We start from the raw sequence: 12,681 nt of genomic DNA, 5'->3' as shown, positions 1-12,681 counted from the left end.
CGGCACACACGGCCATCGCCGGTTCAGGCGACCTCGACCCGGTACCTGGCGACCAGGTCCTCGTTGACCGCCAGCAGTTCCTCCTCGGTGTCCGCCCCCACCACCACCAGCACGCACCAGCCGGAGGGGTGCGAGACCTCGACGGTGTCACCGACGGCGCGGTACACGACGGCGTGCACCACGTGCGGGTGGGCCAGCAGCTCGTCCCGGTCGGGCAGCGCCACGATCTTCCCCGACTCGGCCGGCGTGATGGACAGCCCGCCGACGTAACGGAACGCCGGCCGCGACCAGGGCAGGTCCTCGCGCTCGCCGTCCAGCAACTCGTGCAGGACGGCACGCCCCTCGTGCACGCCGCACTTGGCCTCGGTGACCTCGGGGACGTGCGCGCCGCCCATCCGGGAGGCGACGTCGGAGACGACCAGCCGACCCGTCGACCGCTCCCGGAACACCTCCAGGTGGGTGGCGCCCCGGGTCAGCCCGACGGCCTTGTTGAACTGGGAGCTCAGGTCGCGCAGCCTGCCGTACAGCTCTGCATGGTCGTCCTCGGCCAGCAGGACCGAACCGTCGTAGGTGCTGTCCAGCCACGCCTTGAGCCGCGGCGCGACATAGCGGCTGACGTGGAAGAACCACGGCTCGCCCGCCCGCCACACGGCGTCGACGTGGTACTCGTCCCCGTCGATGAACTCCTCGGCGATGACATGGGGTGCGCCGACGCCCGGCTCCACGGTGAAGTCGGCCAGCACGCGCTCCAGCCGGGCGAGGTCGTCCACCTTGACGGTCGAGATCGTGCCCCAGCCGCTCGCCGGCTTGAGGACCAGCGGGAGACCGACGGCTTCGGCGATGGCCCGCGCGTCGCGGTCCCGCGGGTCCTGCGGCACGGCGACCCACCGCGCGACCTCCAGGCCCGCCTCCACCGCCCGGGCCTTGGTCACGCGCTTGTCCCGGGTGGCGAGGGCGATGCCGGGAGCGTAGTGGTCGAGGCCGAGTAGGTGCGCGGCGTACGCGGCGGCGTACTGGGTGAACTCCGCGAGGCTCACCACCTTGTCGATCCTGACGCCCCGGGTGGTCAGGTCGGCCACCACGGCGCTCAGCTCCTCCAGCGAGTCGTAGGACGAGACCCGGTACACGCCGGCGAACCGCTCCAGCGTCTGCTCGCTCAGGGCGCGGCAGCCCGGGGAGCCGTCCAGGACGGCGTAGACCTCGTCGGCCTGTTCCAGGACCATCTGATGCAGATTGTGGCGGAGCATCAGCACGTTCATCGGTGGTCGTTCCTTCTTCTCGGGTCGGTCTCGGGTGGTCGGGGGCGGTAGTCGGCGAGCGCGCGCAGGGCGGGTTCGAGGTCGTGCCAGCGGCGGGACGTGCTCAGCCGGACGATGCCGCCGGACAGGCAGAACGTGAGGATGCCCGGGAAGACGGACACGCCGGTCTGCCGCAGCAGATCGCGGAAGGCGAGGTAGGAGTCGTCGTGCCCGGCGACGGACAGCGCGAGGTTGATCGAGGACGCGGCCGGCGTCACGGTGAAGTGGGGCAGGCCGAGCCGCGCGGTGACCGTGTCCCGCAGCGCGGTGAGCGTGGCCTCGCGGTCGAGCCGGTCGGCGCGGTAGTTGTCGTAGGCGGCCTGGAGCGGCGCCAGCCGGAAGCCGTAGGTCGGCTCGAACTCCGCGAGGTGCCCGGGGCCGATCCGGTCCACGCCGCCGATCAGCCACGCCTCCATCCGGGCCAGCGTCTCGACCAGCGTGTAGAAGAACGAGGGCGGACCCCCGAACGTCGTTGAGGCGTACTCGTAGTACTCGTCGATGAACGCCTCGTCCGCGACCAGCCAGCCGACCTTCAGGCCGGGCGCCGACCAGTTCTTGGACAGGCTGCTGAAGCGGACGACGTTGGCTGCGGCCCGGGCGGGTGAGAGCCGGTCGCGGGCGCCGAGCCATTCGTGGCACTCGTCGAGGAGGATCATGGTGGACGGGGACGCGGCACGGATGAGTTCGGCCAGTTCGGCCTCGGGAACGACGGCGCCGGTCGGGTTCGCCGCCGTCTGGAGCAGCACGAACGGGGTATCCGGGCGGAGCGCCGCGATCAGCGGGCGCAGCGAGGAGACACCGCCGTGGGCGGTGAGCGGCACGAGCTGGACCGCGCCGCGGCGGGCGGCGGACTCCACCAGCGGGGGGTAGTTGGGGATGGCGCACAGCGCGGGGCCTTGCGGTCCGGTGCGGGTGAGCCGGATCTGGTCGATGACGGAGCTGATGGCGAAGGTCGCGCCCATGGTGATGGCGACGTTGCGCTCGTCGTAGACGGGGCGTCCCAGCCGTGCCGACTCGTAGCCGGCCACCGCCTGTCTGGCGGCCTCGCGTCCGCGGGAGTCGGAGTAGCCGTACCAGTCGCGGTAGAGCGCGTAGGAGAGGGCGTCCTTGAGCACGTCCGGCAGGCCCCACGCCTCCTCGTCCACCGAGCCGCCGGAGAGGATGACGCGTGCGCTGCCCGCGAGCCGGCCGTAGAGGTCGTCGCGGAAGTAGGAGTTGAAGAGTTCCTTGACGAAGCGCACGGTGGCGCGTGAGCCCAGCACGTCCTGCGGGGTCACATCCCGCCGCAGCCTGGCGGACCGCCAGCGTTCCGCGTGCTCGGGCCGGTCGCTGTACCGGCCCAGTTCGGCCTCCACGCGGCCCAGGTAGAGGTCGCGGAGTTCGAGCGGATCGCCGGGGTTCTCGGCCCGGCGGTAGACCTCCATCAGCCGCTCGTCGGGAGCGGGGTCGAGGGGCGGCGCCGTCATGGCGGGTTCGGTGGGCGAGGTGAGCAGGACGAGAGGCGGCACCGATCCCGATCCGGCGTCGAACGGCCGGGTTCCGGTGAACAGTTCCGAGGAGCCGGTGGCCGCCCAGTCGGCGGTGCGCTTCACGACGCCGTCACCCGCAGCCGCTTCAGGTGCCGGCGGCTGCCCGGCTCGAACCGTGCGCCTGCGGTACGGCCGTGGAAGTGGCGGGTGTTGTCGATGACGACGAGGGTGCCGCGCTCCCACTCCACGCCCACCGCGTGCTCGGCCGCGTAGAGGGCGGTGAGCAGGGACCGCAGGGCGTCGTCGACCTCCGCCCCGGTCACCGAGTCGTCGGAGCACTCCCATTCCAGCGTGTCGGAACCGAAGTCGCGGAAGGAGAGCACCGGCCGGCCGTCGACGTGGCGCAGCACGTGCGGGACGCCGGGGGCGTTGCGATAGCGGGTGGCGGCCAGGATCTGCCGCACGCGCGGGGTGAGGGACTCGGCCACGGCCGCCATGGGCACGAGGACGGTCTGCGCGCCCTTGCCGGGGCCCGGCTCGCAGCACATCAGGATGATGTAGCGGGGCTGCCCGGAGACGGGACGGCCGCTGCCCTCGCTGTGCAGCGTGAGCGCGCCCGCTGCGAACGGCTGGCGCGCGGGGTCGGGCGTGGCGGGCTCGGCGCTCACCAGGTTGAGGATGACGTCGTCCGTGACGAAGTCGCTTACGGACGGATCGGTCTCGGGCGTCGGCCTACCGAACGCGGCACCCAGGGCGCGGAACGCGGCGTCGTCCAGCGGCTCGGTCAACTGGAGCCGGCCGACGCCGTCCCGCTCCAGTTGCCGGGTGAGCCGGTCGACGAGGGCGGCCCGGTTGGCCGGCACCGGTCCCGGTGAGGACAGGGCGGGCAGTCGGCCACCGGATTCCAGGAGCGCCGCGCGCAGGGGTACGTGCCCGTCCGAAGCACGCTGAAGGAATGTTCCGATCAGTTCCAGGGCGACGGCCTCGGAGAGCAGGTTGACGACGTTGGCACGGGCCGAGGCGCCGACGACGGTGACGGTCCAGCTCAGTGCCGCTGCGGCGGTGGCGTACAGGGCCGGGGGCAGGTGTCCGTCGAGGGCGCTCTGGACGAGCACGCGCAACGCCACCGCGAACGCGCCGGTGGCCAGGATGTCGGCGCAGGTCAGGGCCAGGTAGGTGGCGACGGAGCGGCGGTGCAGACTCCAGGACAGCAGGTAGAGGTGGCGTAGCGCGCGGGTGCGGTTCATCGGGCGGCCACCTCGTCGGGGGTCGTGGACGGCTGCGGGGCGTCGGTGGCGAACCGGTCGGCCTGCACCCGGAACATGCGGGCGTAGGCGCCGTCCAGTGCCATGAGCCGGTCGTGCGTCCCGGACTCGGCGATGCGGCCGTCGGACAGCACGGCGATCCTGTCGGCCTGCCGGACTGTGGCGAGCCGGTGCGACACCAGGAGCACGCTCGCGCCCCGCGCCGCCTCTCTGACCCACCCCAGCTGCTCGGCCTCGGCCCGCACGTCGAGGTGGGCGGTCGGTTCGTCCAGCACGAGCACCCGGGCGCCGTGGGCCACCGCGTACAGGGCACGGGCCAGGGCGACGCGCTGCCACTGTCCGCCGGACAGGTCGACGCCGCCGCTGTAGGCCCTGGCCAGCGGGGTGTCCCAGCCGAGCGGCATGCCGTCGACCAGTTCGGTGATGCCGGCCTGCCGCGCGACGGTGTCGAGAACAGCGGGGTCGGGTGTGCCGGGGGCGCCCAGGGCGACGTTGTCGCGGAAGGTCAGTTCGTAGCGTGTGGACTTCTGGAAGACGACGGCGACACGTCGCTGCCAGGCGGCGCCGTCGAGGCCGGCGAGGGGGACGCCGTCGGCGCTGACGGTGCCCGCGGTCGGCTCGTAGAGGTTGGTGAGGAGCTTGGTGAGGGTGGTCTTGCCGGCTCCGTTCACACCCACCAGGGCCAGCACCTCGCCGGGTTCGAGGACCAGGTCGAGGCCGCGCAGCACCGGTCGTTCGACGCCGGGGTAGCAAAAGTGCACGGAGTCGAAGCGGATGCGTGGTGGGGTGGGTGACGGTTCTGCTCTCGTCGTCGTTGCCGTGGTTGCCGTCGGTGGCTTCGGTTCCGGGGCCGCGAGGGCGGTGCGCAGCCGGTCGGTCGCCAACAGTGCGGGCACGCCGGCGAACTCGACGTCATAGGCTTCGGTGTCCCATCGGCTCACCGCCATCATCGCCCAGAACGCGCCCAGGTAGAGGGCGAGCCGGCCCGGTGAGATCGTGCCGTGCACCGCGGCCACGACGAGTCGGGCGAGTCCGGCGGCCGTGACGACGGCCAGCAGCACGAACTGTACGCGCAGCCGCCGCAGCAGCCGCTTGCGCACGTCCGCCAGCGCGGACACCCGGGTGGAGACCAGGGTGCGGTAGCGGTCGGTCACCCAGTCGCCGAGACCGAAGACGCGCACCTCCTTGGCCGCCCACGGCGCGGTGGCGACCTCGGACAGGTACTCCTCCTCCCGCATGCCGGGGGTCAGTCGGCGTACCACCCGGTGCTGCCGCATCCACTCCCGGCGGGTGGTGGACCGCACCAGGAGCGCCGCCGCGAGCAGCGCGACCGCGGTCGGCCAGGAGAACCAGGCGAGCACGGCGGCGGCCACGCACGCGCCGAAGGTCCGTGTGGTGATGCTCAACTGCCCGACGACGCCGGTGCCGAAGGTGTAGAAGACCCAGTGCGGCAGCCCCTTCATCACGGCCAGGGACAGGTCGTCCCGCACGGTCGGGTCCTCCAGGTGTCCGATGCCCCATGGCCGGGCGGCCAGCCGGCCCACCGCCAGCCGGTGTCCGGCGTTCACCCGTTGGGACACCACGACGCGCAGCGCCGAGTGGGCGAACTCCAGGGCCTGCGAGGCCAGCGCCAGTCCTCCGACGGCCAGGGTCAGGAGGGCCAGACCGAGTCCGTCGGCCGCGTCGGTGATCAGCCGGGACACCAGCGCGCCGGTCGCGAGGCCGGTCACCGTGGGCAGCAGGGCGAGTCCCAGGTCGACGGCCCACAGGGCGGCGGTGAGGGGAAGGCCCGCGTACCGAAGGGCACCGATGAGCCGCCACCTGGTCTGGAGGCGGTGCACTGTCTCCCGCACCGCCTCCGGGACGTGGTCTGCCATTCTCTCTCTATTCCTGTCGCGTACGCCGACTGCGTACGAAGGGTGCTCGGGCGTCCGGTGGGCGGCCGGTCGTCTCAGACGGGTGTCGGCAGTGCCTCGCCCTCGATCACCACGGACGCGGCGACGGCGTCCAGCCGGGCCAGGCACTCGGCTCGGCTGTCGCCGGTGACGACGGCGAAACCGGCCCGCGAGCGGAAGCCGGCCGGCGGGAGCCGCAGTTCCGATCCCGGAGGGACAGTCGGTCCGAGCAGCCGCAGGCCGACCAGCTCCGCCGTGTCGACGGTCGGCCGCAGCCGGCGGAACGTCATGTCGTGCGGCGGGTAGAGCATGGTGACGGCGGCCGTGACGGAGCGGTCGGGGGTGAGGTCGGGGACCTCGCCCAGGGCGACCTGGGCCGTGGCGGCCGACAGGTCGATGCCCGTGGCGAGGAGTCCCAGGTGGGGAATGAGGTCACCGCCAAGCCGGACGTTGATCTCGATGATCCGCGGCCCCTTGCCGGTCAGGCGGAACTCGGTGTGCGTGACGAGGTTGTCGAGCCTGGCCGCCTTGTGCGCCGCGACGACCAGGTCGAGCGCCTCGTCGAACTCCGGCCTCGGCGACGCCGGTACGACATGGCCGACCTCCTCGAAATAGGGCGCCGGACCGAGCCGCTTCTCCGCCACGAAGAGCGGCCGGGTCTTCCCCTGCCAGGTCAGGCTGTCCACACTGAACTCGGGTCCGTCGAGATACTCCTCGACCAGCAGACCGGCGGGGCCCGACGGGTCGCCGTACCGGTCCCGCAGGCCCGCGGCCGTGTTGTAGTGCTCCCGCAACTGCGCCGCGTCGTCGACGCGCACCACTCCCACACTGCCGCCCAGGTCCCGGGGTTTGAGCACGACGGGCCAGCCGATGTCGGCAGCCGCGGACAGCGCTTCCTCCTCGGTCTGGACAACGGCGAACCGGACCGGGCCGAGGCCCGCGTCCGTGAGCCGGGCGCGCAGCGCCGCCTTGTCCTTGCAGAGCCGCACCGCGGCCGGGTCGGTGTGCGGCAGGCCGTGCTCCCGCGCGACCTCGGCCACCGTCTCCACCAGCGCGTCGTCGTAGGTCACGAGCCCGTCGGGGCGCTCCTCGGCGACGATGCGCGACACCGCTGCCCGGTCGTGCGGGTCGGCGTGCCGGTGGCCGCCGAGGTAGGGCTTCTGCCAGGTCAGCTCACGGGTGTCGACCAGGATCAGGTCCGCGACGGCACTCATCGCGGCGAAGTGGTATTCGCGGAACGGCCGCCCGGAGGAGGCCAGGATCATCAGGCGCTTCTTGTTCATCTCACACTTTCACTGTCGATCGACTGCGGGCGCACCACAGTCGAACGCGGGTGGGCCGCGGGAGGCGGTCAGGCGAGGTCGTACTGGAAGCGGACCCGGCGCATCCAGCCGTCGGTCTCGACCTCGCCGTAGCGCCGGAAGCCGTAGCTCTCCAGGACCTGTACGACGGCCCCGAGGTCCGGGTTGGTCTCCGCCCGGAGCGCGTCGGCGCCCATGCCCGCCGCCTCCTCCATCGCCTTCCGCATGCACATCAGGCCGAGCATGCGGCCGCCGGTGACGAACTCGGGCCGCACGGCCAGCCGTTGCAGATAGACCGGCCGCCGCGCGGGCGGGAACACGCCGGGTTCGGCGGTGAACGTGGGCTTCCAGGTGAGGGTGAACATCGCGGCCGGTTCCCCGTCGACCCGCAGCATCCGCACGACACCGGCTTCGACGAGCCCCCGGCTGCTGTCCATGTTCCGCCGCGGGACCGGCAGTCCGTGCCGCTCGGCGGCGTACGCGTCCGACGCGCCGAGCAGTGCGTGGACCTCTTCGGCGGATGCGGCGATCTCCCATTGTTCAAGCATCGATGGTGAGCGTGTCATGGGAAGCGAAAGTATGCGGGGCTGCATTTCGCTGTCAACGGACGTCATGTTTCCCCCACCGTAGGCTGATTGAGGGTTAGAGTGCGCCAGAACATCAGCGTTCCTTGAGCTGTTCGGCGAATCGCTGCCAGGCCCGTGCATTCATCATCGCCAACTGCATGACCGTTTCCACCTGATAGTCTGGAATACAGGAAACGGCGTGTTCCCCGGCTTCTCCGTGGGGGCGGGCGCTCAGCCAGTGCAGCAAGGTACGGCCGGCCTCGTTCAGCCGCAGAGAGGGGTCCTTGCGCAGTTTCCGCAGCGCGGCTTCGCTGTCGGGGCCGACAGCAGGGGTGGGTGCGGGCGCAGGGTTCGGCGCGGGCGATGTCCGCGAGGCCGGGCGGGGTGCCCCGGCCCGGCTTTCCTCCGTCTCGGTCCGGCCTTCCTCCGCCTCGATCCGCTTGCGCACCTTCAAGACGGTGGACGGGGCCACGCCCGCGGCTCTGGCGATCTCACGCAGCGAGGCGTCCGGCCGCTGCCGGAGCAGCTCGCCGATGAGCCGGCGCCCGAACGACGCGTTGATCGGGCGGACCCGCCCGTCGCGCCCGATACGGACCGACGGCTGCGCCACCAAGTCCGACACGCGCCTGCGCACGGCGCTCACCGACCTCGCCGACAGCCCGGTCGCCGAGCTGATCACCCGGTCCGACCACTGCGGATGACTGGTGATGATGCGCTCCGCCGCCTTCGTGCGGTCGCCCAGCGACAGTGGCAGCCCGTGCGCGATGTTCGCCTGCACCGCCAGCACGAACGCGTTGGCCGTGTCCCCCTCGAAGAACTGGGCCGCGATCTCGCTGTCACCGCGGGCCCGCGCCGCGCTCACCCGGTGCATTCCGTCGATCACACGCATCGTCGACCGCTGGACGATGATGGGCGGGAATCCGGTGTTCGACTGGGACAGGATCTTGATGTGGTCCACCGACTCGCCTTCGAGCCGTGGTGAATCCGCCGGTTCGAGCCACGAGAGGGGTATGACCTGTACGGAGGACAGACGCATGGCGAAATTGCCGACGAATTCTTCCTCGCGCTCCGGAGCCATTCCCGCGAACATGACGGCGTCCTTCTTCAACACTGTGCTCCTTCCGGCGGAGCCGCGTCACGGCCGCGGTCCTGATCTGCCGGACCGGAGGGGATCGGTGACGTGAACGCGGCGTCCCACATGACGTATTGGGTACACGTGAGCCGATCGGAGCCGTCGAATCCGGCTGCGCCGCTCCCCGCCTACCCGGAAGGAAAGCTAGCCACGGGGGCCATCACACGGCTTTATGGCCGCTATCACGCACGGATAGCCCGGTATGGATGGGGTATCGACCGGGCGCGGCCCACTATTGCGGGACCGGTCCGGCGGTGTCCACGGTGGCGACGGCCCCAGTGGGCCCGCTGTTCGAGTGCGTCCGGGGTGCGGTCGAACGGATGCCGCCAACGCGCCACGGGTGCTTGGATCCGGCCGACGAACGGAGGGGACGATGCCGGAACTGGACCGGTCCATGGCCCGCGTGCTCGCCCTGCTGCGAGGCGGCGGGGACATTCGGGACGTGTTGGCCGTGACCACGGAGCGCCGCGGTCTGGATCTCTCGGACCTGGCGCCCGAGGCACAGGCGGCGCTGCTGGCCGAGCGCACGGCAGCGCTGGAACCCTCCCCCGCTGCACTGGCCGCGCGGATCACCGACGCCGCGGCCACCGGCAGGCCGCTCGTCGCCAAGTTCACGGTGGAACCGTTCGGCAGGGACTTCCACCTCGGCAACACGGTGCCGCTGCTGGTGCTGGACCGGCTGCGCCGCATGGGGCACCAGGTGGTCTTCGTCCTCGGGACGGTGACGGCGAAGGTCGGTGACGCGTCCGGAGGAGTGACGCACGCTTCACGGGCCACCGACGACGAACTCCTCGGGAACTTCGCCGCCTACCGCGCGCAGGTGGCTCCGTTCGTCGACTTCGACGCCGTGCGGGTGCGCCACAACGCGGACTGGCTCGCCCACGTGCCGCTGCCACGCCTGCTGGCCCTGACGTCCCAGGTTCCGACATCGCTGTGGCGTGACGCGGCACCGACGACCGTCGCGCAGCTGCTGTACGCGGTGGCCAAGACGATCGACTCGATGGAGATCGGGGCCGATGTCGAGGTCGGCGGCACCTACCTGACCGACGCCATGGCCGTGTGCCGGCACGTGATGGCGGCCGAGGGAACCGAGCCCGAGATCACGCTGGCCACACCCCTGATCCACGGCATCGACGGCGAGACACTGATGAGTGCGTCCCGAGGCAACCACGTGCCGCTGTCGGCCCCGCCGCACGAGGTCTTCGCCCTCCTCTCCGCTCTCCCTCACCGTCTCGTCCCGTCCTATCTGCGGGCGCTGACGGAGTGGCGGGACGCCGAGATCGACGTGGCCGCTCACCGGCTGACTCCGGTGGCACTGCGCGCCCTGGCCGCCGCCGACATCACCGCGGCACTGCACGGACCCGAGGCGGCGCTGCACGCCTGGGAGGCGCATCGCGACGCGACGGAGGACAACATCAGTGCCTTCTGCTAGCGTCTCGAACATGCGGCTGTATCTGTCGTCCGTCGGTCTCGGACCGCGTCGGACCGAGTTGACACGCCTGGCCCAGGGCGGCAAGCGCGCCGGAGTCATCCTCAACGCCTACGACTTCCGCACTCCCGAACGGCGCGCCGCGTCGCTCGAGTTCGAGATGCGGGAGCTGGCGGATCTCGGACTCGAACCCGAGGAGATCGACCTGCGCCAGTGGTTCGGCCGGCCCGACGGACTGCGGGAGACGCTCAGCGGCTTCGACGTGCTGTACGTCCGTGGCGGCAGCGTGTTCGTGCTGGGCCGCGCCCTCGCCGCGAGCGGCGCGGACCGGGTGCTGCCGGAACTGCTCGCCGAGGACGCGTTCGTGTACTCCGGCTACAGCGCCGGCATCTGTCTGCTGGGTCCCACCCTGCGGGGCATCGAGGGCCACGTCGATGACCCGGCGTTCGTTCCGGACGGATACCCCGACACTCCGACGCCGTGGGACGGGCTGGGTGTGCTGCCCTACGCCATCGCCCCGCACTACCGCTCCGACCACCCGGAGTCGGCGGAGATCGACCACACTGTCACGTACTTCATCGACCACCACATCCCCTTCGTCGCGCTGCGCGACGGTGAGGCGATCGTGGTGGACGACGCGGGGACACGCGTCGTCTCCTGAGCCTTGCCCCGGCAGCTGTCGCGAGTCCCGCGTCGGTCGTCCCCTGCCGCAGCATCGTCGGCCGAACTCGGCGTGAACCACGAGACGCTGCGGCAGCGGATCAAGACCGCGGAGCATTCCGAGCGACCCGAGGCGGTCGCGCAGTCCGCGAGGGACGCGGAGATCGCTGCCCAGGTGTATTGACCACCAACGTTGTTGACAGCGTGCCACGTGACGTTCTGGTGCTCCGCCTGGGAATTGGGTTCTCAGGAGTCGGCGAGTCGGCGCATGATTCGGGAAGCCCGTAGGAGCGTCAGTCGCTCCTCTTCGGAGAGTTGAGCAAGCTTCCCCTCCAGCCAGCCCTGGCGTACTGCCAGTGCTTCGCGAGCGACTTCGGTACCGGACGGGGTGAGACAGAAGAGGACGCGACGCCCGTCCTCCGGGTCCTTGTGCCGCGTCGCGTGTCCGCCGGAGACGAGCCGGTTGACGGTCTGACTCATGGAGCTTGGTGTCACGCGGGCGCGCCGGCTGAGTTCGGTCAGGCTCTGCGGGCCGCGGTTGTAGAGCGCGGTGAGCACGATGACGGCCGCCTCGGCCACCTCGCCGTCGCCGCGTTCGGAGCGGAAGCGGCTGTAGACCCTGGCCACCGCGACCCGCAGCTCAGCGCCGAGGGTCGGGGTGCCCTCGCCTGAGAGGTCTTCGGGGTTTGCGTTCCGCCGCCGACCGGCAGATAGGTGATGTCCCCGACGTACTTGGTGTTCACCTCGGTGGCGGTGAAGTCCCGGCCGATCAGGTCAGGGGCTTTCGCCGTGGCCGGGTCCGCGACGGTGGTGCGGTGCTTCCTGCGCAGCCGGAACCCGGCGATGCCGGCGGTCTTCATCAGCCGGGCGACCTTCTTGTGGTTCACAGACTCGCCGCCGGTCTCGCGGAGCTCGGCGGTGATCCTGGGGACGCCGTAGGTGCCGTCCGAGGCGGCGTGGACGGCGGCGATCCTGGTGGTCAACTTCTCGTCGGCCGCCTGCCGGGCGGCCCTGGTCAGCACGGTGGCCTGCCAGTAGTAGAAACTCGATCGGGCGATCCCGAGGACCTGGCACAACCGCTTCACGCCGTGCTCGGCGCGCAGGTCGGCGACACACTGGAAGCGGTTCACCAGCGCGTCGCCCCGGCGAAATACTTCGCCGCCTTCTGCAGGATGTCGCGCTCTTCTTCCAGCTCACGCACCCGCCTGCGCAGGGCGACGAGCTCGGCCTCCATCCCCTCGGCCGCCACCGGCGCGGCCGGGCGCGGCGCGGTGTGGCCGCCCGTGCGCCGGCCGTCGGCCGCACGTATCCAGTTCCGCAGTGTCTCGGTGTTCACGCCCAGGTCCGCGGCGACCGACTTGATCGTCGCCCCGGGCCGGGACCGGTACAACGCGACCGCGTCCGCCTTGAACTCGGCCGGGTAGTGCTTCATCGCCATCAGTAAGGACTCCAGTCCTCAGATCCTCAAGATCCAAGTGTCTCTGGTGTCCAAGATCCGGGGTCAGGCTCCCCGTCCTGCGAGCCCGCCAGCTGGACACGGACAAAGCAGAAACGGATCCTCCCAGCTCATCCACCTCAGCCTCGCCGAAACACGACGGCTGATCACCCGCCTCACCGACCGCCGACCCACACCCGTCGAACACATCCTGCACTGGTCCACCTGGCG

General features: G+C 71.1%; 12 protein-coding genes. 2 read left to right on the top strand and 10 right to left on the bottom strand.

Annotated elements, in window-relative coordinates:
* Positions 1 to 23 precede the first annotated feature (23 nt).
* From IF37_RS0128780 to IF37_RS0128750, 7 genes are all read right to left on the bottom strand, one after another.
* On the bottom strand, positions 24 to 1,259 hold the full coding sequence (locus IF37_RS0128780; protein WP_052845419.1) for an ATP-grasp domain-containing protein: 1,236 nt from the start codon (positions 1,257 to 1,259) through the stop codon (positions 24 to 26).
* A complete protein-coding gene (locus tag IF37_RS0128775) occupies positions 1,256 to 2,890 on the bottom strand; it encodes a pyridoxal phosphate-dependent aminotransferase (RefSeq protein WP_253915875.1) in 1,635 nt (544 codons plus the stop codon). The genes IF37_RS0128780 and IF37_RS0128775 overlap by 4 nt, the downstream gene beginning before the upstream one ends.
* Positions 2,887 to 4,014: a TauD/TfdA family dioxygenase gene (locus tag IF37_RS40975; RefSeq protein ID WP_052845418.1), complete on the bottom strand. Its 1,128-nt coding sequence runs from the start codon at positions 4,012 to 4,014 to the stop codon at positions 2,887 to 2,889. The genes IF37_RS0128775 and IF37_RS40975 overlap by 4 nt, the downstream gene beginning before the upstream one ends.
* Complete coding sequence (locus IF37_RS0128765) at positions 4,011 to 5,909, bottom strand: ABC transporter ATP-binding protein (protein WP_052845417.1); 1,899 nt, start codon at positions 5,907 to 5,909, stop codon at positions 4,011 to 4,013. The genes IF37_RS40975 and IF37_RS0128765 overlap by 4 nt, the downstream gene beginning before the upstream one ends.
* 74 nt (positions 5,910 to 5,983) lie before the next feature.
* On the bottom strand, positions 5,984 to 7,210 hold the full coding sequence (locus IF37_RS0128760; RefSeq protein ID WP_030748760.1) for an ATP-grasp domain-containing protein: 1,227 nt from the start codon (positions 7,208 to 7,210) through the stop codon (positions 5,984 to 5,986).
* Positions 7,211 to 7,278: 68 nt separating this feature from the next.
* Positions 7,279 to 7,776: a hypothetical protein gene (locus IF37_RS0128755; protein ID WP_052845416.1), complete on the bottom strand. Its 498-nt coding sequence runs from the start codon at positions 7,774 to 7,776 to the stop codon at positions 7,279 to 7,281.
* Positions 7,777 to 7,888: 112 nt separating this feature from the next.
* Complete coding sequence (locus IF37_RS0128750; protein WP_216725856.1) at positions 7,889 to 8,902, bottom strand: ParB N-terminal domain-containing protein; 1,014 nt, start codon at positions 8,900 to 8,902, stop codon at positions 7,889 to 7,891.
* Between the two features lie 397 nt (positions 8,903 to 9,299).
* Between IF37_RS0128750 and tyrS the strand changes: the two genes are divergently transcribed.
* Positions 9,300 to 10,358, top strand: coding sequence for a tyrosine--tRNA ligase (gene tyrS / locus IF37_RS0128745; protein ID WP_052845415.1), 1,059 nt, complete (start codon positions 9,300 to 9,302; stop codon positions 10,356 to 10,358).
* A 10-nt stretch (positions 10,359 to 10,368) separates the two neighbouring features.
* Positions 10,369 to 11,016, top strand: coding sequence for a Type 1 glutamine amidotransferase-like domain-containing protein (locus IF37_RS0128740; protein ID WP_030748748.1), 648 nt, complete (start codon positions 10,369 to 10,371; stop codon positions 11,014 to 11,016).
* 245 nt (positions 11,017 to 11,261) lie between these two features.
* Here the strand turns inward: IF37_RS0128740 and IF37_RS0128730 are convergent, their stop codons facing one another.
* Genes IF37_RS0128730 through IF37_RS0128715 form a run of 3 tightly spaced genes read right to left on the bottom strand, consistent with a single transcriptional unit; the run spans position 11,262 to position 12,453 of the window.
* Positions 11,262 to 11,573, bottom strand: coding sequence for a MarR family winged helix-turn-helix transcriptional regulator (locus IF37_RS0128730; protein WP_158727407.1), 312 nt, complete (start codon positions 11,571 to 11,573; stop codon positions 11,262 to 11,264).
* The gene (locus IF37_RS42655; RefSeq protein ID WP_158727406.1) at positions 11,534 to 12,145 is read right to left on the bottom strand and encodes an IS3 family transposase; all 612 of its coding nucleotides are present in this window, start codon (positions 12,143 to 12,145) and stop codon (positions 11,534 to 11,536) included. The genes IF37_RS0128730 and IF37_RS42655 overlap by 40 nt, the downstream gene beginning before the upstream one ends.
* Positions 12,142 to 12,453, bottom strand: a complete 312-nt coding sequence (locus IF37_RS0128715) for an IS3 family transposase (protein ID WP_030748739.1) — start codon at positions 12,451 to 12,453, stop codon at positions 12,142 to 12,144. The genes IF37_RS42655 and IF37_RS0128715 overlap by 4 nt, the downstream gene beginning before the upstream one ends.
* Positions 12,454 to 12,681 lie beyond the last annotated feature (228 nt).

This window comes from Streptomyces sp. NRRL S-31, from assembly GCF_000718775.1.
Classification (GTDB): Bacteria; Actinomycetota; Actinomycetes; order Streptomycetales; family Streptomycetaceae; genus Streptomyces.
The sequence above is the reverse complement of the archived record's forward strand: the minus strand, read 5'-3'. Positions and strand labels throughout refer to the sequence as shown.